Raw genomic sequence first — 21,589 nt, 5'->3', positions numbered from 1 at the left:
GCGCACGCGGGAAACGGTGGGGCGCCTGCGGCGTCCCACCCTACGAGGTCACGTGTACCCTGCGCGTTTGCGCAGCAGTTCCTCGACGAGGCTGGCCACCTGCGCCACGTCGACCGGCCGCACGAGATAGCCGTATCGAACAGCACGTTGCGACCGTCATGCCGATACGGCAGCCTGCTGGCCCTGGAAACTCGCATGGGCCGGCTGGATCGTCCCCGCCCCGATCCGCGACGCCGCCTACCGTTCGGTGGCCCGCCGCCGCTATCGCATCTTCGGCCGCAGCGAGATGTGCATGCTGCCGCCGGTGGGCGCGAGCGGGCGGTTTCTCGACTGAGCGGATCGCATCCGATCGCTCATCGCGCGCAGCGCTGGTGGAGAGGCCGTCGTGGATCCCGGGTCAAGCCCGGGACGACATCCGAAGACTTTTCGGATGTCATTGCCGGCTCGAGCCGCGGATGACCTCCGAAGAGTTCTTTCGGATGTCATTGCGGGCTCGCCCCGCAATCCACGCGCTACACCGGCGGCGACAGCTGGTTGCGCAACGGCAGTGCGCGGATGCGCCTGCCGGTAGCCGCGTGGATCGCGTTCATCAGCGCCGGTGCGATCACCGGCACGCCCGGTTCGCCGGCGCCGCCCAGGGGCACGTCATACGTCGAGGGCATGATGTGCACGACGATCTTCTTCGGTGCGAGGTTCATGCGCGCCACCTCGAACTGGTGGAAGTTGTCCTGCTCGGCGCGGCCTTTCTTGAAGGTGATCTGGCTCAGCATCGCCTGGCTCACTCCCATCACGCAGGCGCCTTCCATCTGCGAGCGCACGCGGTCGGGATTGACCGTCGGCCCGCAGTCCACGGCAATGTCCACGCGCGGGATGGTGATGTCGCCCTTGGGGCTGACCTCCACGTGCACCACGGCCGCGATGTAGCTCACGAAGCTGTAATGCGCCGCGAGCCCCAGCCCCTGGCCGGCCGGCAGCTTCTTGCCCCATCCCGCTTCCTTGGTGGCCCTCAGCACCACTTGGCGCAGCCGCCCCGTGTTGATCGGATAACGCTCGGGCGACTCGCCGTGGTTCCAGCCTTCGCCGATCTTGCGCGGATCGATCATCCGGTCGGGGCCGAGCAGCTCCAGCAGGTAGTCTCGATGGTCCTTGCCCTGCGCCTGCGCCAGCTCCGCGACGAAAGACTGCGAGGCAAACGCATGCTGGATGTTGTTCACCGAGCGCAGCCAGCCGATGCGCGTGTGCGCGGTGGCCGCGGGGTTTTCGATCCGCACGTTGGGGATCTGGTAAGGCAGGCCGACCAGGCCCAGGCCCAGCTCAAAGGGCGCGAGCTGCTTCGGGTCGGGTCCGAAGATCGAGGTGATCGTGGGTTCGGCCGTGCGCTGCAGCCAGGCGACCACCTTGCCGTTGGCGTCCAGCCCCGCCTCGACGTGCTGGGCCGACACGGCGTGGAAGTAGTCGTTGTGCAGGTCGTCCTCGCGCGTCCACGTCAGCTTCACCGGCTGGCCGCCCATCTCCTTCGAGACGAGCGCTGCTTCCAGCACGAAGTCCTGCTTGGACTTGCGCCCGAAGCCGCCGCCCAGCAGCGTGACGTTGACGGTGACCTTCTCCGGCGCGAGTCCGAGCCGCTTCACCAGCCGGTCGTGCGCGGCCTGCGGCGATTGCGTCGGCGCCCACACTTCGCAGACACCGTTCTGGATGCGGGCGGTGGCCGCCGGGCATTCCATGGATGCGTGCGCATAGTGCGGCACGTAATAGTTGGCCTCGATCCGCTTTGCCGCACCGGCCAGGGCAGCGGCCGCATCGCCATCGTTGCGCACCACCTTGCCACCGGTCTTGAGCACCGCCTGCTCCAGTTCGAGGCGAAATGCGTCGGAGTCGTAGCTCGCGTGCGGGCCGTCGTCCCAGTCGATCTTCAGCAGGCTGCGGCCCTTGATCGCGGCCCAGGTGTCGCGGCCCACGACCACCACGCCGCCGACCGGCTGGAACTCCGAGGGCGGCGGCGTGCCCTCGAGCTGGAAGATCTTGACGACGCCGGGCACCTTCTGCGCCTCGCTCATGTCCACGGAGCGCACCTTGCCGCCCAGCACCGGCGGCCGCGCGATCACGGCGTAGAGCATGCCGGGCAGGCGCGTGTCGATGCCGTACTGCGTCTTGCCGGTGACGATGGCTTCGCCGTCGGTGAGGAAGGTATCGGTCTTGCCGATGTAGCGGAAGCGGGACGGGTCCTTCAGCCGCAGCTTCGCGGCCGGCGGCACCTCGAGCTTCGCGGCCGCGACGGCAAGCGCACCATAACCGAGCTTGCGGCCCGTGGCCTTGTGGATCACCTCGTGGTTGCGCGCCTCGACCTGCGCGACCGGCACCTTCCAGCGATTGGCGGCGGCCTGCTCCAGCATCTGGCGGGCGGCGGCGCCGCAGCGGCGCATCGGGTCGAACCAGTGGCGGGTGGAGCGCGAGCCGTCGGTGTCCTGGTTGCCGTACTTCGCCTCGTTGCCTTCGGCTTGCACGACGCGCACGTGCTTCCAGTCGGCTTCCAGCTCGTCGGCGAGGATCTTCGGGATGCTGGTACGCACGCCCTGCCCCATTTCGGAGCGGCTGCAGACGATGTGCACCAGGCCGTCCGGCGCGATCGAGACGAACACCAGCGGGCTCTCGCGCAGCCCCTGCGGCATGCCGTCGCCGCCGTATTTCTGCGGCTCTTCGGCGCGCCCCGCGAGCGGCAGGCCGACGGAGAGCACGAGGCCGGCGAGCGGAACGCCCTTGAGCAAGGTACGGCGCTTCAGCGCGCCAGCCCCGGTGGCTTCGGCAAGGTCCATGCCGGCGGCGAGGGACGCAGCGGCGGCGATGCCGGCCGGGAGCGTGGCGGGGTTGGTCATACGCTTTCCTCCCGCATGCCGGCGGCGCGCTTGATCGCCGTGCGGATGCGCGTGTAGGTGCCGCAGCGGCAGATGTTGCCGCTCATCGCGCCTTCGATATCGGCGTCGCTGGGTTTGCTCTTGCTTTGCAGCAGCGCGCAGGCGCTCATGATCTGGCCGGCCTGGCAGTAACCGCACTGCGGCACGCCGACCTGCAGCCACGCCGTCTGCACGGCCTTGCCGATGCGGGTGGCGCCGACGCCTTCGATGGTGGTGACCTTCTTGTCCGCCGCGGCCGAGAGCGGCGTCTGGCACGAACGCACCGCCTGGCCATCGAGGTGAACGGTGCAGGCGCCGCACAGCGCCATGCCGCAACCGAACTTCGTGCCGGTCAGGCCGACGTGGTCGCGCAGCACCCACAACAGTGGAGTGTCTCCCGGCGCGTCGACCGTGGTCGACTTCCCGTTGATCTGAAGCGTGGTCACATCGTTCTCCTCGTCAATACCAGCAAGCGAACGGCGCGCGACGGCTCAGGTGTCGCCCATCGCCGAGCCAACAAGCACAGCGGGGGATCATGCGCCCGCGGCAAGCGCTCGGGCAATGAGCGGATGAGACCCTGCTGAGGCAGTGCCTTTGTGTGCAGGCGTCACTTGCATTGCGCTACATCCCGGCTCCGCTGCTTGGCCGGCACTGCCAGGTGCTGGACAGCAAGCCGCTGGCCTCGCTGGCCAGTGACGCAGCCACTTCGTCGACCGGGCGACCGCCGCAATACGCGATCGCCTCGGCGCGCACGCGGGCCGCGTTGGTGACTTTCGGATTCCACCGGATGCGGATCGTGTCGGCCGCCGCAAAGACGATCTCGTCCCGGCCGCCGCTGCCAACCGGCACGCCGGCGCATGCCGCAAGCGCCGCGCACACCGTCGCCAGTTGGAGCATTCGCATCGCAGACCTCCGCGTGCGGCGATTGTCCTGCGGGGGCCGCGATCACGCCAGACCGGGATCCACGTAGTCGAGGAATCCGGTCACCGCCTCGAGCCTGCCGTCGGGCGCCAGCAGCGCGACGTCCGTACCCTCCGCCAGCTTCTTGCCGTCCACGGCCAGGGTCCACGAGAATCGGATCCGATCGTGGTGGCCTTCGGGCGTGCCCTTCAAGCTGAAGCGCGCGCCGGCGAACTTCGCCTGCATGCCGCCGATCAATGCACACAGCCCTTCGTGGCCGGCGACCTCGGCCAGGGGATCGACATAGCTGGCGTCGTCCGAAAGCACCTCGGCCACCAGCGCGCGCCGCCGCTGCGGATCCGATTCGTTCCAGGCCTGCAGGTAGCGGACGGCCAATTCACCCGGAGTGGAAACAGCTTGAACCATGAGGAAGCTCCTTGTGTTGAGGACGCTGTTGTCCCATGTCCGGGCCGTTCAAGCGATGACCTCCGGGGTCAAGCTTCGCGTGTCATCCTGCGCGGCAGGCCTTGACGACCGCGTCCAGCTCCTGGCCGTTCATGTCGGAGACGACGCGATGGGCCAGGCCGCCCTGGCGCCATTGCGCCATCTTGAAACCGCGCACCTCCTGCACGTCCACGCCCGTGTCGCGCCCCTCGGCGGGCCACATGTAGTGATCGACGATGTGCTTGCGGTAGCCATAGACCAGGACCGCCACCCTGCGACCCTGCACGTAGTCGACGCGGCCACCCAGCAGCGTGATGTCCGGCACGTCCAGCTCCCGCACGGAAGGGAGGGAGCAATACGCTATGAACCGCGCTGCCCGGCGTGGATCAGTACGTGCGCCACTCCTGCTGCGCGCGATTGCGCCCCGGCAGCGCCGGACGGTCCGCGCTCGCAGCCGCCGCATTGCTGCGCACGTACTGGATCGGCGCGATCGCCGCTGCCGGAGCTGCCGTGGATTCGGCGAGCCGGAAGCGGCCGACGGCCTGCAACAGACTCTCGGCCTCGCCCTTCATCGATTCCGTGGCGGCAGCCGCTTCTTCGACCAGCGAGGCGTTCTGCTGCACCACCTGGTCCATCTGCGTCACCGCGGTGTTGATCTGCTCGATGCCGCTGCTCTGTTCCTGGCTGGCCGATGCAATCTCCGCGATCAGTTCGCTGACCCTGGAGACCGACTGCACGATGTCCTGCATCTTGCGGCCGGCCACGTCCACCTGGTTGGTACCGGCTGCCACCTGCGCCACCGACTCGCCGATCAGCGCCTTGATTTCCTTGGCGGCCTGGGCACTGCGCTGCGCCAGCGTGCGCACTTCCGCCGCGACCACCGCGAAGCCGCGGCCCTGCTCGCCGGCACGCGCCGCCTCCACCGCGGCGTTCAGCGCGAGGATGTTGGTCTGGAAGGCGATGCCGTCGATCACGCCGATGATCTCGGCGATCTTCTTCGACGAACCCGAGATGCCGTTCATGGTGGCCACCACCTGGCCCACCGCGGTACCGCCTTCGCGCGCCACCGCCGCTGCGCCCGCGGCAAGCTCCTTGGCAACGCGCGCGTTCTCCGCGTTCTGCGAAACGGTGGAAGTCAGCTCCTCCATCGAACTGGCCGTTTCCTCCAGCGTGCTTGCCTGTTCCTCGGTGCGCTGCGACAGGTCCGCATTGCCTTGTGCGATCTGCACGCTGGTGTCCGCCACCGTGCGTGCGCCCTGGGCCACTTCACCGACCAGCGCGCGCAAGCGCGAGGTCATGTCCGCCACCGCCTGCAGCAGCTGCGCCATCTCGTCGCGGCCGCCCGTTTGCAGGTCGGTGCTCAGGTCGCCATCGGCCACGCGGCGCGCGCCGCGCACCGCCTCGTCGATCGGCTGGGTGATGGAACGGGCGATCAGCCACGATGCGAGCAGCGCCAGCAGGATGCCTGCGACGCAGAAGCCGCCCAGCAGCATGCGGCCGCTGCGCGCGCTCTCCGCGGCGCCAGCGGCATCGCGTGCCACCTGCTCGGTGTAGAAGTCGCGCACGGCCTGCACGCCACCGATGTAAGCGTCCTGCGCGGGAAGCATGGTGCTTTCCAGCAGGGCCATGGCGCCGGCGTTGTCACCCGCCTTCTTCTTCTCTTCAACCGCGAGGCGCACGGCCAGGAAGGCCTGGCGCTTTGCCTCGCCGGCATGCAGCAAGGCCTCGCCCGCCGGGATGTGCACGAGCGACTCCACTTCCTGCTGCTGCTCGTTGATGCGCTTCGTGCTGGCGATGAGTCCCGGCGCCAGCAATTGCAGCAGCGCGGGGTCGTCGGTGCGCGTCACGACCAGGCGGCGCAGCATGTTCACGCGCGACTCGGCGAGCCAGTCGCTCAGCACGCGCTCGATGCGCACGCTGACCGTCGCCATTTCGGTGGCGCGCTGATCGAGTTGCGCGAGCCGCCAGGCGCCGACGCCGGCCATCGCGGCCAGCAGCAGGATCAGCGAGCCGAAAGCGAGGATCAGGCGCGCACGGATGGTGAGCAGCCGCACGGCACCGGTGCCGCGGGAAGCCTTGTTCTTCATGTCGTGTTTTCGATGGCGGCGGGCCCGGCCCGCCGAGGGTTGTGCAATGACGGGTGGATGGCGCGGGCGGACGCCGCAACGCCCACTCCGGGCGCATCGCAGGCGGAACAGCCGCGCTACGGATGAGCAATGTAACGGAGACTTACGTGTCGCGGCGGCTGCCGGATGCGCGGCGGGCTGAGCAGGACCGACGGCGTCCGGCCCGCGCACCGCGCCCGTTTTGTGAACCGCGACGGCCGGCGTTGCGCCGGCCCTTTCAGTCGGTCAATTGGCGCGGATATTCGCGGCCTTGATGATGGGCACCCACTTCTCCGTTTCGGCCTTGTGCAGGGCGGCGAGGCCGCGCGGTGTCTGCTGTTCGGGCGGCGGGATTTCCTGGCCGAGGTCCGCGAAGCGCTTGCGCACCTCGGGATCCAGGAGCGCCTCGCGCACGGCGGCACTCAGCTTGGCGACGATCTCCGGCGGTGTTCCGCGCGGCACCCAGATGCCGTGCCACACGGACATGTAGAAACCCGGCAGGCCGGCTTCGTCGACGGTGGGAATATCGGGCGCGGAGGGCACCCGCGTGGCGGACGTGACCGCATAGGCGCGCACCTTGCCGGAGCGGGCGAAGTTCAGTCCCGTGGCCGCCTGGTCGAAGGAGATGTCGACGTGGCCCGCCACCACGTCCTGCATGGCGGGCGCGGCGCCGCGGTAGTGCACGATGTTGAGCGGCGCGATCTTCTGGCTGAAGTCGGCGGCCATGATGTGCGAGGGCGTGCCCGCGCCGCCGCTGGCATACGTCACCTTGCCCGGATTCGCCTTCACCCAGGCCACGAGCTCCTGCAGGTTCTTCGCCGGCACATCGTTGCGCGACAGGATCACTTCCGGGTTGGTCGCGACCACGGCCACCGGATCGAAGTCCTTGAGGTAGTCGGTGGTGAGGCCCTGCACGGCGGGTGCCAGCACGTGCGTGCCGAGGTGGCCGATGATCGCCGTGTAGCCGTCGGGCGCAGCCTTGATGACCTTGCTGTTGGCGATGGTGCCGCCGGCGCCGGTGACGTTCTCGACCAGCACGGTGTGGCCCAGCGTGCGTGACATGCGCTCCGCCAGGATGCGCCCCAGGGTGTCCGTGGGCCCGCCGGCGGCGAACGGCACCACCAGCGCGATGGAGTGACTGGGATAGTCGTCGGCCAGGGCCCGGGCCGTGGGCGCCGCCAGCACGGCGGCCAAGGCAAGCATTCGTATCGCAGCAATCCACATCGCGGTCCCCTTGTGCAGCATGGGCCGCCAAGTTAGCGCCCCGCGCGCGGCAACGCGTCGGTGCTTTCCCTGTCAGTCGATCAATTTGTGCTTCAGCGCGTAGTAGGTCAGGTCGCTGTTCGACGCCAGGTCCATCTTCTCCATCAGGCGGCTGCGGTAGGTGCTGACGGTCTTCACGCTCAATGAAAGATCCTGCGCAATGGCGCTGGCAGTTTCGCCGCGGCACAGCCGCAGGAAGACCTGGAACTCCCGCTCGGAGAGTGCCTGGTGCGGCTCGCCGTCGTGCTTGCAGGTCAATTGGCTGGCCAGCAGCTCCGACACGGCCGCCGAGAAGTAGCGGCGACCCAGCGCGATGGTGCGGATGGCGTCGGCGATCTCGCCCGGCTCGCATTGCTTGCCAAGATAGCCGCTGGCACCGTGGCGAATCAGGCTGACGGCGTACTGTTCCTCCGCATAACCGGAAAGGATCAGGATCCCCACGTCGGGAGCCTTGGCGCGGATCATCGCGATCGCGTCGATGCCGCTTTGCCCGGGCATCGACAAGTCCATCAGCAGCACGTCCAGCGGTGTGTTGCGCACCAGGTCGATCGCTTCCCGCCCGGAGCCGCCTTCGCCCACCACCTGGAAGTCCGGCTGCTGCGCGAAGTAATCCTTCAGGCCGGCGCGGACGATCGCGTGGTCATCGATGATGCCGATGCGGATCATGGCGCCCACCTTCCCTGCTGGCCGCCCGGCGCACACCCGGACTCCCGCGAACCCGGAGGCTCGTCGCCATGCCACGCCGCTGCCCGCACCTCGCTGGCGCTCGGCCCGAACAGTATCGCCAGCTTGAACAGGGTGTTCGCCCGCAGCCGGAGTTCCCTGGCTTCGTCGCGCTGTCGCTGTGAAGGCGCGCAACCGTGACCTTGCGCAAACGCGATGGTGGCATTGAACAGGTCGTGGCTGGCGAGATCCGCGGCGGCTTCGGCTGCCCGCCATCGCTCGAGAAGGGGAGTGCCGGGCGCCGCCTGGGCGGCTGGGTACTGCATGGCTGCACCGGTAGAAAGTGCGCAGACAGCAAGCCCTGAGCAGATACTCGTCGACTAGAAGCACTAGGGATAGCCGACTGGTGTGGGGCTGTGAAGGCCCAGTCTACGCGCCAGAGAGCCAGTGTGCCGGCTTGCGCGAGAAGAATCTCCGTCGAGCTGCTCCCGGGAGTCCGGCACCGACTGCTTACTCGCTCGTGACACCCAGTTGCTGGATGGCGCGCTCCCACTTGCCGAATTCCGATTGCACGAACGAAGGGAAGTCCCGGGTCGCGGCATCGGGCGCCGTCTCGAGATACAGCGCTTCGAACCTCGCGTGGTTCTGCGGCCTGGCGACCGCTTCGCGCAGTTGCGTGCGCAACGTCTGCACGACCTCGGGCGGCGTGCCGGCCGGGGCGAACAGTCCGAACCAGCCCGTTTCCTCCACGCCGGGATAACCCAGCTCGGCGACCGTTGGCACCTCGGGGAGGAAGCGGCTGCGCCGGTGCGAGGTGACGGCCAACGCGCGCAGCTGGCCGGACTTCAGGAACGGCACCGCGGCCCCCGGCGTGACGAACATCATCGAGATCTGGCCGCCCAGAAGATCCGTCAGCGCCGGTGCGCTGCCGCGGTAAGGCACGTGCAGCATGTTCACGCCGGCGGCCTTGGCCAGCGCGAAGCCGGCGATGTGCTGCGACAGGCCCACGCCCGGCGAGCCGTAGCTCAGGGGCTTGGGTGAGGCCTTCGCCTTGGCCAGCAGTTCCGCGAAACTGTGGATGCCGCTGTTGGCGGCCACCACGAGCACGTCGGGCGCGGTGCCGACGATGCCGATCGCGACGAAGTCCTTCACCGGGTCGTAGGGACGCGGACGCACCAGCGCCGGCACGATCGCGTTGGTGGACACCTGCCCCAGCAACAGCGTGTTGCCATCGGGCGCCGCGCCAGCCACGTACCTGGTGCCGATGATGCCGCCTGCGCCCGCGCGGTTATCGACGACGACGGTCTGGTGCAGCGACTCGTGCAGGTCGGCCGCGACGATGCGCGCGATCGCGTCGGTGCCGCCGCCCGGCGGCCCGGCCACCACGATGTTCACCGGCCGTTCGGGCCAGGTGCCGGTGTTGTGCACCTGTGCCTTCGCTGCCAGCAGTGCGGCCGAGGCGAGCACGGCCACTCCGGCGATGCGGATCGAGGCTTTCACGTGTGCGTCCTTCGCTCAGAGGGCCACGATGCCGGCGATCTGCGTCCGGTACATGAGGCGGCGGGTCGACGGATCGAAGGCATCGCGTCTGTGCATGGTGCACGTGTTGTCCCACATCACCACGTCGCCCACCTGCCACACCTGGGTCCACGTCAATTCCGGCCGCGTGGCGTGCGCCCACAGCGTATCGAGCAGGGCTTCGCTCTCCTGCACCGGCAGTCCCACGATGTAGGCATTGCGGCGGCGCCCCAGCAGCAGGCACTGCCGGCCGGTGACTGCATGCGTGGACACGAGCGGCTGCACGGCACCGCGCGTCTGCCGCGGATCGGTGACTTCCTCGTAGCCGATGCGCAGCTCGCCGGCGCTGTTGCGGCTGGCGTCATGGATGCAACGCAGTCCCTGGATCCGCTGCTTCAGTGCTTCGGGCAGCGTCTCGTAGGCGGCATACATGTTGGCGAACTGCGTGTTGCCGCCAGCCGGAGGCACTTCGACGGCGTACAGGCAGGCCCCCTTGGGCGGGATCTCGTTGTACGTCATGTCGGTGTGCCACGCGGCTTCGCCGTCGCCCAGCGCGCCGAGCGCCTTGCCCTCCACCTTCACGTTGGAGATCACCGCGATCTCCGGCGGCAGTTGCTCGTACTCGCGGCTCATCGGCTTGCTGGGTGTGGGCCGCTTGTCGAGGGCGCCGAAAGAGCGGGAAAATTGCGCGAGCCCGTCGAGCGTGAGCCCCTGCTGGCCGCGAAAGCGCAGCACCTGGTGGCGCGCCCAGGCCTCCTTCAGCGTGTTGGCCTCCGCCTCACCCAGCGGGCGATTCATGTCCAGGCCTTCGATGTCCGCACCAAGTGGCGCGCCGGTGGGCTTCACGGCCAGGGTGGCGGGACGATCGATTGCGGCTGCGCTTTGCATGGGCCTGTTTCCTTGGCTGCGGGGTGGTACAGGCGGCCGAAGATAGCACCCGAAAAGGCGCGGGCTCAGACAGAGTTGGGATGTGCTTATTCGCGAAGAGCCAGCGCATGCCGCGGCCACGGCCGCTCGCGCTCGATCTCCTGCGCGATCGCGAGCAGCAATGCCTCGGATCCCGCGCGGCCAACGAACTGAGCGCCGACGGGCAAGCCCTCGTGCATGCCCGCCGGCACCGAGATCGCCGGCAGCCCCGCGAAGTTCGCGGTGCCCGTGAACGGCGCAAACGCGAGCGCGGACCGCACGTGCGCGCCCCACCCCTTTTGCATCCATCCGTCCGCGGCGATCGCGGTACTGGCCGTCGTGGGTGTCAGCAGCAGGTCGGAGTCTGCGAGCATGGCTTCGAAACGTTCGCGCCAACGCTCGCGCGCACCGGGCCGCACCAGCTTCAGCCGTGTCATGAGGCGCCCGATCGCCACGTGCCGCCGGGTACTGGGCAACATGCGCGCGGGCTCGACCAGCGCATCGGCATCCAGCGCCGCCGCCGCGAACCAGTGTGCGAAGACCGCCAGGGCGACACCCGTGGGCGCCTGCAGGCGCATGGCTTGCACGCTGTGTCCCAAGGCGCGGAGCACGCTCGCGACCTGCTCCACCGCCGCCACGACGGCGCTGTCCGTTCGCGCACCGGGTACCGGGCTGGCCGTCGCCAGCGCGATGCGCAGCGCACCGGGTCGCCCGAGCGACGCAAGCTCCGCGCGGCCGGCCATCACGCTGGCCATGAGCGCAGCGTCGGCCGCCGTGGTGGCGAGTACGCCGTTGGCGGACATGCCGAACCAGGAGCCCTTGCCGACATCGGCCGGAACCACGCCATCGCCCGGCTTCCAGCCCACCAGCCCGCATGCGGCCGCCGGAATGCGCACCGAGCCGAGGGCGTCGTTGCCATGCGCGATCGGCACCATGGCCGCCGCGACGGCCGCGGCGCTGCCACCGGAGGAGCCGCCCGGCGTGCGTTCGACGTTCCATGGATTGCGGGCCGTGCCCAGCGCGCCGTCGGTGAACGGCCACAGCGAAAGCTCCGGCACCCGCGTGAGTCCCACCACGATGGCGCCCGCGGCGCGCAGCCGGCGCACCACCTCGTGGTCGCTGGCACTGGGCGCTGGCGAGCTGGCCGCGGAGCCGGACCGCATCGGCTCGCCGGCGACGGGGATGTTGTCCTTGATCGCCACCGGAACCCCGGCCAGCGGCAGTGACGCCAGGCGCGGATCGTCGGCCAGCGCGGCCGCCTCGCGCAAGGCGGCTTCCCTGCGCACGCATTGAAAGGCGCCTATGCGTCCGTCGTGCGCCTCGATGTGCTGAAGGTGCTGGCGCACCACGTCGACCGGGGAGAGCGCGCCTGAGCGCACGCGCTGCGCAATCTCGGTCGCGGTCCAACCCACGGTCTGCAACCCGACCAGCGACTCGGCGATTTCCATCTGTGTCCTCCGGCAGCGTGGCCGGATTCTGCCGCAGGCAGCTCAGGTCTTCGTCGCCGCGTCGAGCAGCACAGCCGCCGTCGCCCGCGCCACCGCCGCAGCTTCGGGCCCGCGGCCATCCATCTGCGCCGCGACCGCCGCTCCGTCGTAGAGCAGCAGCAATTGCCGCGCGAGCGCATCGGGCCGGCGCACGCCGTTCTCCTTCACCAGTTGCACGAGCAGCGCGCGAATCCAGTCGCGGTAGTCGTCGCAGACCGGCTTGCCGCGGGACTCGCCCGGCTGTTCGGCACTGGCCATGAGGAACGGGCAGCCGCGAAAGCCCGGCTCGGCCATCGCCTCCGACTGCGCGTCGAAGATGGCAAGCAGCCTTTCGCGCGGCGAACGCCTGCCGGCCATGTGGCGCTCGATGCGCGCGCGCCGCATGCCGTGGCGTTGCTCCAGGTAGGCGCGTACCAGTTCGTCCTTGCTGCCGAAGGTGGCGTAGAGCGACGCCTTCGCCACGCCGGCGTGCTCCAGGATGCGGTCGATGCCGACGTTGTTGATGCCGTCCCGGTAGAAGAGCTCGCCGGCCGAGGCGAGCAGCCGCTCGCGCACCGGCCGCCGGTCGCCCTTGGCGGGTGGCGAAAGAGTTGCAGTGGCCATGCCTTGACTTTAACAGACCGGTCTGTATAGTTCAAGCAGACAGATCGGTCTGTTCATTCCAGGAGGCCCCATGAACTGCCCCGCCGCCGCGCTCCCTGCGTCCGTGCATCCGCTTGCCGATGGCGTGACCAGCCGCCGCCACTTCTACCTGCTGGCATCGGTGACGATCAGCTTCCTGGCCGGGTCCAGCGCGCCCACGCCCCTCTACCCCGTGTACCAGGCGATGTGGGGCTTCGCGCCGCTGACCGTCGCCGCCATCTTCGCGACCTATGCCCTGGTGCTGCTCGCCGCCCTGCTGGTGCTCGGGCGCCTGAGCGACCATGTCGGCCGGCGGCCGGTGATCGTGGCGGCCGCGCTCGTGCAGGTGGCGGCCATGGCCGTGTTCGCGTCGGCGCCGGACACGTCGGCGCTGTTCCTTGCGCGCATCGTGCAGGGCTTCGCAACCGGCGCGGCGATCGCCGCGATCGGCGCTGCCATGCTGGACCTGGACGGACGCAAGGGCACGCTCGCGAATGCGGTCGCGCCCGCGCTGGGCACGGCCTCCGGCGCGGTGCTTTCGGGGGTGCTGGTGCACTGGCTGCCGCAGCCGACGCACCTCGTGTACGGCGTGCTGGGCGCCATCTACCTGCTGCAGGCCGTGGGCGTCGCCCTGATGCCGGAGCCGGGCCGCCGCGTGCCGGGTGCGCTGGCATCGCTGCGCCCGCGCTTTGGCGCCTCCCCGCAGGCACGCGCGGCCTTGCGCAGCGCCGCCCCGACGGTGCTCGCGGGCTGGTCGCTCGCCGGTTTCGCCGCTTCACTGGGCCCGGCGCTCGTCAAGCGCGAGTTGGCGCTCGACCCCTCGCTGGGTGGCGGCCTGGCGCTGTTCGCGCTGGCCGGCAGCGCCGGCGCCGCCGTGCTCGTCCTGCGCCGGTCGGACGAGAAGACGCTGCTGTCGTTCGGCGCCACCGCCTTGCTGGCCGGCATGGCCGGCATGCTGCTCGCGCTACAGGCAGGGTCGGCCTTCGCGTACCTGGCCGCCTCGATCGTGGCCGGCGCCGGCTTCGGCGCCAGCTTCCAGGGCGGCGTGCGCTCGGTGCTCGCCGCGGCGTCGGTGGCGGACCGCGCCGGTGCCCTGTCGGTGCTGTTCGTGCTGTCCTATCTCGCGATGGGCCTGCCTGCGGTCGCAGCCGGCGCGATCGTTGCCGCGACGGGCAACCTGCACGCCACGGCGATCGGCTTCGGACTGGGCGTCATCGGCCTGGCGGCGTTTGCGCGCCTGGGGCTGCAAACGCGAACCGGCTGATGCCTCAGCGCACCCAGCGCGCCAGCACCGCGTCGTATTCGCCCGTGGCCTTGGCCAGGTGCAGCCACTGGTCCATCCACGCCTTGAAAGCGGCATCGCCACGCGGCAGCAGCCAGGCCATCTCGCCGTACTGCAGCGGCTTGTCGGGGTTGACGGCACACAGGCCCGGACGCGCTTTCTGCTGCGCCAGCGTCTCGACCGATTCCGAGATCATCACGTCGGCGCGGCCCTGGAGGATCTCGTCGAAGATCGTCGTGTTGTCGTTGAAGATGACGATCTTCGCCGTGCGGAAGTTGGCCCGCGCAAAGCGCTCGTTGCTGCCGCCGGGGTTCTCGATCACGGTCACGGTGGGCTTGTCGATGTCGGCCACGCTCTGGAACTTCGCCACGTTCTCGCAGCGCGTGATGGGCGCCTTGCCGTTGACCATGTAGGGGGCGCTGAAGAAGGCGGTCTTCTGCCGCTCCAGCGTCACCGAGATGCCGCCGACCGCGACATCGCACTTCTCGACGAAGTCCTTCATCAGCGTGGGCCACGCGGACTTGACGAACTCCACCCGGGCGCCCAGGGCCTTGGCCGCGGATTGCACCAGGTCGACGTCCAGTCCCTCGAAGGCGCCATCGGCGCGCGCCAGGCTGAAGGGTTTGTAGTCGCCCGGCGTGCACACGCGCAGCCTGCCAAGCTTCTGCACCGTGTCCAGGCGGGAGGCGTCCTGCGCGAGCCCCTGCAAGGGCAGGAGAAGAGTCGCAAGAGCGGCGAACAGGCAGGCAAGGCGCATGGCTTCTCCAGGAGTGATGAGCCATTGTAGGGATGCGCCCCGCCGCGCCAAGGGTCGAACTCAGGGTCCGGCGCGGCTCCCCCGGACCCTGGGCTTTCGTGCAAGACTTGCGGGTCGCGCGAGGTGAACACATGAGCAAGGACTCTGCTTCGCGGCAGTCGAACCGGCATTGGCTCTGGCTGCTGCTGCTGCCCTGGATCGCCATGATCTGGGTCCCCTCCTACAACCGCATCGAGCCGCAGTTGTGGGGCTTCCCCTTCTTCTACTGGTACCAGCTGCTCTGGGTGCTGATCAGCGCGGTGATCACGGCGCTGGTCTACTTCATGACGAGGCCCGGCGTGCCCGCAGCGGGGGAGCCATGAACGCCACCGCCACCACCGTCTTCGTGCTGCTGTTCGTGTTCGTGACGGTGCTGGGTTTCTTCGCGGCGCGCTGGCGCCAGGGGGACCTGGCACACCTGCACGAGTGGGGCCTGGGCGGCCGGCGCTTCGGCACGCTCGTCACCTGGTTCCTGCTCGGCGGTGACCTCTACACGGCCTACACCTTCGTCGCGGTGCCGGCCCTGGTCTTCGGCGCCGGGGCGACCGGCTTCTTCGCCTTGCCGTACACCGTGCTGATCTATCCGTTTGCCTTCATGGTGTTCCCCAAGCTGTGGACGGTTGCCAAGCGCCACGGCTACGTGACGGCCGCGGACTTCGTCACCGCGCGCCACGGCAGCCGCATGCTCGGACTGGCAGTGGCCGTCACGGGGATCGTCGCGACCATGCCCTACATTGCGCTGCAGCTGGTGGGCATCGAGGTGGTGATCGGGGCGCTCGGCTTCAAGACCGGCGGCTTCGTCGGCGACCTGCCGCTGATCATCGCCTTCGTGATCCTCGCCGCGTACACCTACACCTCGGGGCTGCGCGCTCCCGCGATGATCGCGATCGTCAAGGACCTGCTGATCTACCTGACGATCATCGTCGCCATGTTCGTCATTCCGGGGCAACTGGGTGGCTTCGGCCACATCTTCGCCGCGGTGCCAGCCAAGAACCTGCTGCTGAAGCCGCCGGATGCGGAGAGCCTGAACGGCTACAGCGCCTACGCGACGCTGGCCGTGGGCTCGGCGCTTGCACTGTTCCTCTACCCGCACTCGATCACGGCGCTCTTCGCATCGTCTTCGGGCAACACGATTCGCCGCAACACCGCGCTGCTGCCGGCCTACTCGCTGCTCCTCGGGCTGCTGGCGCTGCTCGGGTACATGGCCCTGGCGGCGGGCGTGAAGGACATGCCGGAGTTCGCGCCCTACTTCAAGGCCTTCGGCCCGAACTTCGCGGTGCCGGCGCTGTTCCTGCACTTCTTCCCGCCGTGGTTCGTGGGCGTGGCGTTTGCGGCCATCGGCATCGGCGCGCTGGTGCCGGCGGCCATCATGTCGATCGCGGCGGCCAATCTCTACACGCGCAACATCCACAAGGAATTCGTCAACCGCAAGCTGCAGCCCTCGGAGGAAACGAAGGTCGCCAAGCTCGTCTCGCTGGTCGTGAAGTTCGGCGCGCTGGTCTTCATCCTCGGCCTGCCGCTGACGTATGCGATCCAGCTGCAGCTGCTGGGGGGCATCTGGATCATCCAGACCCTGCCGGCCATCGTGCTGGGCCTCTACACACGCGTGCTCGAATACCGCGGCCTGCTGGTCGGCTGGGCAGCGGGCATCGTCCTGGGCACGTGGATGGCGGTCTCGCTCAAGCTCGCCGGCTCGACCTACACGATCCACTTGCTCGGGATGGCCATCCCGGGTTATGCCGCGGTGTGGTCGCTCGTCGTCAATCTCGTGGTGGCGATCCTCGTCAGCCTCGCAGTGCGCCTCGCCGGGCTGGCGCACGCCGAAGACCGCACGCGACCGGAAGACTACCTCGATGCGGTCGAGGGCTGAGCAGCCGACGCCCTGCGAATCTGCGGCTTCCAGGCCTCGAGCCCGGCGCGCACGAGTTCGCCCAGTTCTTCGGCCGGACCGCCCACCGGGTCCAGCCCCTGCTCGCGCAATGCCGCGATCACCCGCGGCTTGGCAAGCGCCGCCCGCACGGCCGTGGTGAGTCGCGCGTGCGCCGGCTGCGGCATGCCGGCCGGCGCGAAGTAGGCGAGCCAGCCGGTGACCACGACGCCCGGCCAGGTTTCGCTGAGCGTCGGCACATCCGGCAGGGCCGGACGGCGCGTGGCGTCGCCGATGGCCAGGATGCGCACCTTGCCCGGATACGCCATCAGCGCCGACAGCGTGGTGATCGCCATCGGCAGGCGGCCTTCGGCCAGCTCGCGGGCCGTGGCGGCGGCGCCCGGCTGCGGCACGTGTTCGAAGCTGCCCCCCGAGCGCTGCGCGAGCAGCAGGCCGATCAACTGCTGCGGCGAACCCTCGCCGGGCGAGCCGAAGGCGATGGGCCGCGTCTTCGCCACCGCGAGCAATTGCGCCAGCGTCTCCACCGGCAAGAGCACGGGGTTCACGGCAACGGCCATGGTGGTGCGCGCAGCAAGCGTGAGCGGCGTGAAATCGCGCACCGGGTCGTAGGCCGTCCGGACGGTCAGCAGTGGCAGCGTGACGTGGGTGGACTCGTTGCCCATCCCGATCACGGAGCCGTCGGCGGGCGCGCGCGCCAGGCTGCCGACCCCCACCCGGCCGGCTGCGCCGATCTGGTGCTCGATCACCACCGGCTGGCCCAGGGTGGCCCTGAGTTCCTCGGCGACCAGTCGGGAGACGAGGTCGCCCGCGGTACCGGGCGCAAACGGCACGATGATGTGGATCGGCGGGCGCGGCACATCCGCGGCCTGTTCGACCGGCGCCCCCAGCACGAGGGCCAGCGCCATCACACCGAGGATCCGTTTCATCGCTTCCGCCTGCTGTGGATGAAGCAATGTAGCGTGACACCGTCCGCGTGTGATCAGGCGAAGGGAGGAGGAGGCGCAGATCGCGACCTTGGTTCCGGGGGGGCGGAACCTCGGTTCCCCTGCCACAATGCCGCCCTGCCAAAGCTGACCGTTCCACTCCGAGGATTTCGCCGCATGCCCACCAGGTTTGTCCCTGCCGCCCTCCTGCTCGCCTGCCTGAGCATCGCCGCCAGCGGCGCGCTCGCGCAGGGCGCCGACGCGCGCATTGCGCAACTGGCGGCCCGGCAAAGGCAGCCGTTCCTCGACTCCCTGTCGCAATTCGTCGGCATCGAGAGCGGCAGCCGCGACTACGAGGGACTGAGCCGGCTCGCGGCGCTCATCGCCGACAAGCTCGCGGCGCTCGGAGGCGAGGTGCAGATCCTGCAGCCGGGAAGCCCCGCCTCGCCCGACGTCTACCGCATGGAAGACACGCCCGAGAAGATCGGCCCGATGGTGCGCGCCACCTTCCGCGGCACGGGCAGCAAGAAGATCATGCTGATCGCCCACATGGACACGGTGTACCTGAAGGGCATGCTGGCCAGGCAGCCGTTCCGGGTCGACGGCGACAAGGCCTATGGGCTAGGCATCGCCGACGACAAGCAGGGCATCGCAGTGATCCTGCATGCGCTGGCGGTGTTGCAGGCGCTGGACTTCAAGGAGTACGGCCAGCTCACGGTGCTGATCAACGGCGATGAGGAAATCAGCTCGCCGGGTTCGCGCGCGATGATCACGAAGCTCGCCTCCGAGCATGACTTCGTCCTGTCGCACGAAGGCGCGAGCCTCACCGACGACAAGCTGTCCCTCGCCACGGCCGGCATTGCCTCGGCCACCATCCACGTCAAGGGCCGGGCGTCGCACGCGGGCGCGGCGCCGGAGCGCGGCGTCAACGCCCTGTACGAACTGGCGCACCAGGTCCTCAATGCGCGCGACCTGTCCGATCCCGCCACCGGCATGAAGCTGAACTGGACGGTCGCGCAGGCGGGCACGAACCGCAACGTGATCCCCGCCGATGCGACGGCCACCGCGGATGCGCGGGTCACGCGCGTGGCCGACTTCGATCGCCTCGAGCGCCTGTTGCAGCAACGCACGCGCCTGCAATTGGTGCCCGAAGCGAAGGTGGAATTGACTTACGAGCGGCGCCGCCCGCCGCTGGAATCGAACGCGGCAGGGCTGGCGCTGGCACGCCGATCGCAGCAGATCTATGCCGAACTCGGTCGCCCGCTGGGCGCGGACGATCGCGTCGCGGGCGGTGGCACCGATGCCGCTTTCGCCGGCCTGTCCGGCAAGCCCGGCGTGGTGGAGCGTTACGGGCTGGTCGGCTTCGGCGCCCATTCCAGCGACGCCGAGTACGTGGTGCTCGATTCCATCGAGCCGCGGCTGTACCTGGTGGTGCGGACGGTGATGGACATTGCGCGGGGGAAGGTGGGCGCGCGATAGGCGTTCGACGCAGCATGTCATTGCGGGCGTGACCGGGCTTGGCCGGCCATCCATGCCCTGGAGCGCGCCGCCGCCGTGCCATCATGTCGCCCCCATCCCCGGCGAGCCCCAACATGATGCCCAAGCTTTCCTCCCCCACGTTCGTGGCCCGCGCGGCCACCATCCTCTCGGCCCTGCTGTTCGCCGGCGCCGCCTGCGCCGACCCGCTGAATGTCGTCTCCTCCGGCGGCTTCGCTGCCGCGTACAAGAAGCTCGCGGCGCAGTACGAGCGCGAATCCGGCCAGCAGGTGCACGCCGAATGGGGGCCGTCCATGGGCCAGACCGTCAATGCGATCCCGGCACGGCTCGCCCGTCATGAGCCCATCGATGTCGTGATCATGGTCGGCGACTCGCTCGACAAGCTGATGGCCGCCGGGCAGCTGGCCCCCGGCAGCAAGGTCGTGCTGGCCGACTCGCGCATCGCCTGCGCGGTGCCGCAGGGCGCCGCGCATCCCGACATCCATGACGTCCAGGGCCTCAAGGCGGCGCTGCTCGCAGCGCATTCGGTGGCATGGTCCGACAGTGCCAGCGGCGAGTACATCGAAAAGGAAATGCTGCAGAAACTGGGCGTGGCCGATGCCGTGCGCGCCAAGGGCCACAAGATTCCGGCTACGCCGGTGGGCGAGATCGTCGCGCGGCACGAAGCCGATTTCGGCTGCCAGCAGCGCAGCGAATTGCTCCCCATCGCGGGCATCGACATCGTGGGCGACCTGCCCGATGAAGTCCAGTACGTCACCGAATTCTCGGCGGCGGTGGTGGCGGGCAGCGCCCACAGCGCCGAAGCCCGCAAGTTCGTGGCCTACCTCTCGGCGACCAGCAATTCGGCGGTGATCCGCGCTACCGGGCTCGTGCCGCGGGCGGGCGGGCACTAGCTCTGGCTGCACGAGCGCGGCGGCTTCACGCTGCTGTCGCAAGGCTCGGGCCGAAGACGCCGGCGTGAAGCGCTGCCGTCGAGCTGCCCTCACGTTTATCAGCGGAAAAACACGCTGTCGATTGGTGATTGTCTGCAGCGGGTGCGGCGCGGTCGCCGGAACAATGGCCTGCCGAAATGTTGTCGTCCGGGCTGCAGCACGTGCCGCGCCCTTCTTCCGCTGGAGGTTCCATGCGTCAACACCTGCTACGTCTTTCTTCGACCGTCGCGAGCGCCTGTCTCGCCACTCTCGCGCCCACCCTGGCCCTCGCGGCCGACCCCCCGATCAGGATCGGGGTCATCTCCGAGGCGCAGGCGGTCGCCGGCTCCTCGATCGGCCCGGCCGCGCAACTCGCCGCCGAGGAGATCAATGCCAAGGGCGGCGTGAACGGCCGCAAGGTGGAAATCGTTGTCTACGACAACCACGCCTCCGCCGCCGAATCGGTGCGCGCCTTCCAGCGCGCGGTGAACGAAGACAAGGTCAATGCCGTCATCGCCAGCTACATCTCCGAGGTGGTGCTGGCGCTCGAGCCCTGGGCCGGCCGGCTCAAGACGGTGATGATCACGCCGGGCGCCGCCTCGGACGTGATCACGCAGAACATCGCCAAGGATTACGAGCACAACAAGTACACCTTCCACGGCTATCTCACTTCCAGCTCGCTGGCGGAGCTGGTGTGCGACGCCGCCAAGGACCTGCTGGTCACCCAGCACAAGATGAAGACCGCCATCATCGTCAGCGAGGACGCCGCCTGGACGACGCCGCTGGATGCCGGCTACGAGCAGTGCCTGCCCAAGACCGGCCTGAAGGTGCTGGACCACATCCGCTTCTCGCCGGACACCACGGACTTCACGCCGATCTTCAGCAAGATCGAAGCGCAGAAGCCCGACGTGATGATTACCGGCATCTCGCACGTGGGCACCCAGCCCACCGTGCAGTGGAAGAGCCAGCAGGTGCCGATCCCGATGTTCGGCATCTCCTCGCAGGCGACCAACTCCACGTTCTGGAAGGACACCAACGGCGCCACCGAAGGCGTGCTGTACCAGGCCGTGTCCGGCCCCGGCGTGGCGGTCACGCCGAAGACGCTGCCCTTCGTCGCCGCCTATGTCAAGAAGTTCGGCAACAACCCCTCGTACTCGGGCTACACCTCGTACGACGAGGTCTACATGATCGCCGAGGCCGTGCGCAAGGCCGGCTCCACCGACAGCGACAAGCTGGTGGCCGCGATGGAGAAGACCGACTACGTCGGCACCATCGGCCGCGTGGCCTTCAAGCCCAAGGGCGACCCGCACGTGCACGGCCTGCGCACCGGCCCCGGCTACATCACGGGCCTGATGCTGCAGTGGCAGGACGGCAAGCAGGTGAACATCTGGCCGAAGAACCTCGCTTCCGGACAGATGAAGTTCCCCGCCTTCATCAAGCTGTCGTCCGCGCGCTGATCTTGGATCGCGTCCACCTGCAGCGGGTGATGCAGCC

Annotated in this window: 21 protein-coding genes; 6 read left to right on the top strand and 15 right to left on the bottom strand. The window is 69.0% G+C overall.

Annotation, left to right across the window (positions count from 1 at the left end):
* Positions 1–512: 512 nt before the first annotated feature.
* The 13 genes from JWP60_RS24035 to JWP60_RS23975 form a co-directional block, all read right to left on the bottom strand.
* Entirely contained in the window at positions 513–2,813 is a 2,301-nt protein-coding gene (locus JWP60_RS24035; RefSeq protein WP_299797252.1) for a xanthine dehydrogenase family protein molybdopterin-binding subunit, read from the bottom strand.
* A gap of 56 nt (positions 2,814–2,869) precedes the next feature.
* Complete coding sequence (locus JWP60_RS24030; RefSeq protein ID WP_299797187.1) at positions 2,870–3,337, bottom strand: (2Fe-2S)-binding protein; 468 nt, start codon at positions 3,335–3,337, stop codon at positions 2,870–2,872.
* 175 nt (positions 3,338–3,512) lie between these two features.
* Positions 3,513–3,794: a hypothetical protein gene (locus tag JWP60_RS24025; protein WP_299797184.1), complete on the bottom strand. Its 282-nt coding sequence runs from the start codon at positions 3,792–3,794 to the stop codon at positions 3,513–3,515.
* 42 nt (positions 3,795–3,836) lie between these two features.
* Positions 3,837–4,217 carry a nuclear transport factor 2 family protein gene (locus tag JWP60_RS24020; protein ID WP_299797181.1) on the bottom strand — a complete coding sequence of 127 codons (381 nt, stop codon included), beginning with the start codon at positions 4,215–4,217 and terminating at the stop codon, positions 3,837–3,839.
* 82 nt (positions 4,218–4,299) lie between these two features.
* Positions 4,300–4,575 carry a hypothetical protein gene (locus JWP60_RS24015; protein ID WP_299797178.1) on the bottom strand — a complete coding sequence of 92 codons (276 nt, stop codon included), beginning with the start codon at positions 4,573–4,575 and terminating at the stop codon, positions 4,300–4,302.
* 46 nt (positions 4,576–4,621) lie between these two features.
* Positions 4,622–6,322 carry a methyl-accepting chemotaxis protein gene (locus JWP60_RS24010; RefSeq protein ID WP_299797175.1) on the bottom strand — a complete coding sequence of 567 codons (1,701 nt, stop codon included), beginning with the start codon at positions 6,320–6,322 and terminating at the stop codon, positions 4,622–4,624.
* Positions 6,323–6,586: 264 nt separating this feature from the next.
* A complete protein-coding gene (locus JWP60_RS24005) occupies positions 6,587–7,543 on the bottom strand; it encodes a tripartite tricarboxylate transporter substrate-binding protein (protein WP_299797171.1) in 957 nt (318 codons plus the stop codon).
* A gap of 93 nt (positions 7,544–7,636) precedes the next feature.
* Positions 7,637–8,269: a response regulator transcription factor gene (locus JWP60_RS24000; RefSeq protein ID WP_299797168.1), complete on the bottom strand. Its 633-nt coding sequence runs from the start codon at positions 8,267–8,269 to the stop codon at positions 7,637–7,639.
* Complete coding sequence (locus tag JWP60_RS23995; protein WP_299797165.1) at positions 8,266–8,592, bottom strand: hypothetical protein; 327 nt, start codon at positions 8,590–8,592, stop codon at positions 8,266–8,268. The genes JWP60_RS24000 and JWP60_RS23995 overlap by 4 nt, the downstream gene beginning before the upstream one ends.
* 184 nt (positions 8,593–8,776) lie before the next feature.
* Complete coding sequence (locus tag JWP60_RS23990; protein ID WP_299797162.1) at positions 8,777–9,766, bottom strand: tripartite tricarboxylate transporter substrate binding protein; 990 nt, start codon at positions 9,764–9,766, stop codon at positions 8,777–8,779.
* 15 nt (positions 9,767–9,781) lie between these two features.
* Positions 9,782–10,672, bottom strand: coding sequence for a TauD/TfdA family dioxygenase (locus JWP60_RS23985; RefSeq protein ID WP_299797159.1), 891 nt, complete (start codon positions 10,670–10,672; stop codon positions 9,782–9,784).
* A gap of 86 nt (positions 10,673–10,758) precedes the next feature.
* On the bottom strand, positions 10,759–12,138 hold the full coding sequence (locus JWP60_RS23980) for an amidase (RefSeq protein ID WP_299797156.1): 1,380 nt from the start codon (positions 12,136–12,138) through the stop codon (positions 10,759–10,761).
* 42 nt (positions 12,139–12,180) lie between these two features.
* Positions 12,181–12,780 (bottom strand): TetR/AcrR family transcriptional regulator, encoded by a 600-nt coding sequence (locus JWP60_RS23975; RefSeq protein WP_299797153.1) that lies wholly within the window; start codon positions 12,778–12,780, stop codon positions 12,181–12,183.
* Positions 12,781–12,850: 70 nt separating this feature from the next.
* Between JWP60_RS23975 and JWP60_RS23970 the strand changes: the two genes are divergently transcribed.
* Positions 12,851–14,062 (top strand): MFS transporter, encoded by a 1,212-nt coding sequence (locus JWP60_RS23970; RefSeq protein ID WP_299797150.1) that lies wholly within the window; start codon positions 12,851–12,853, stop codon positions 14,060–14,062.
* Between the two features lie 4 nt (positions 14,063–14,066).
* Here JWP60_RS23970 and JWP60_RS23965 read toward each other — a convergent pair whose 3' ends face one another.
* A complete protein-coding gene (locus JWP60_RS23965) occupies positions 14,067–14,837 on the bottom strand; it encodes a transporter substrate-binding domain-containing protein (RefSeq protein ID WP_299797147.1) in 771 nt (256 codons plus the stop codon).
* Positions 14,838–14,968: 131 nt separating this feature from the next.
* On the opposite strand from JWP60_RS23965, the gene JWP60_RS23960 reads away from it, so the two are divergent.
* Positions 14,969–15,199 (top strand): DUF3311 domain-containing protein, encoded by a 231-nt coding sequence (locus JWP60_RS23960; protein WP_299797144.1) that lies wholly within the window; start codon positions 14,969–14,971, stop codon positions 15,197–15,199.
* Complete coding sequence (gene mctP / locus JWP60_RS23955) at positions 15,196–16,746, top strand: monocarboxylate uptake permease MctP (protein WP_299797142.1); 1,551 nt, start codon at positions 15,196–15,198, stop codon at positions 16,744–16,746. The genes JWP60_RS23960 and mctP overlap by 4 nt, the downstream gene beginning before the upstream one ends.
* Here mctP and JWP60_RS23950 read toward each other — a convergent pair.
* Positions 16,722–17,690, bottom strand: coding sequence for a tripartite tricarboxylate transporter substrate binding protein (locus JWP60_RS23950; RefSeq protein ID WP_299797139.1), 969 nt, complete (start codon positions 17,688–17,690; stop codon positions 16,722–16,724). The two genes, mctP and JWP60_RS23950, sit on opposite strands and share 25 nt — an antisense overlap.
* A gap of 174 nt (positions 17,691–17,864) precedes the next feature.
* On the opposite strand from JWP60_RS23950, the gene JWP60_RS23945 reads away from it, so the two are divergent.
* From JWP60_RS23945 to JWP60_RS23935, 3 genes are all read left to right on the top strand, one after another.
* Entirely contained in the window at positions 17,865–19,166 is a 1,302-nt protein-coding gene (locus tag JWP60_RS23945; RefSeq protein ID WP_299797136.1) for a M20/M25/M40 family metallo-hydrolase, read from the top strand.
* A gap of 113 nt (positions 19,167–19,279) precedes the next feature.
* On the top strand, positions 19,280–20,077 hold the full coding sequence (locus JWP60_RS23940) for a substrate-binding domain-containing protein (protein ID WP_299797134.1): 798 nt from the start codon (positions 19,280–19,282) through the stop codon (positions 20,075–20,077).
* Positions 20,078–20,307: 230 nt separating this feature from the next.
* Positions 20,308–21,552: an ABC transporter substrate-binding protein gene (locus JWP60_RS23935; protein WP_299797132.1), complete on the top strand. Its 1,245-nt coding sequence runs from the start codon at positions 20,308–20,310 to the stop codon at positions 21,550–21,552.
* The last annotated feature ends 37 nt before the right edge of the window (positions 21,553–21,589 follow it).

Origin of the sequence: Ramlibacter sp., from assembly GCF_028291745.1 — a bacterium.
In the GTDB taxonomy this organism is placed as follows: domain Bacteria; phylum Pseudomonadota; class Gammaproteobacteria; order Burkholderiales; family Burkholderiaceae_C; genus Ramlibacter.
Note: the sequence above shows the minus strand (reverse complement) of the source record. Positions and strands in the feature narration are given on the sequence as shown.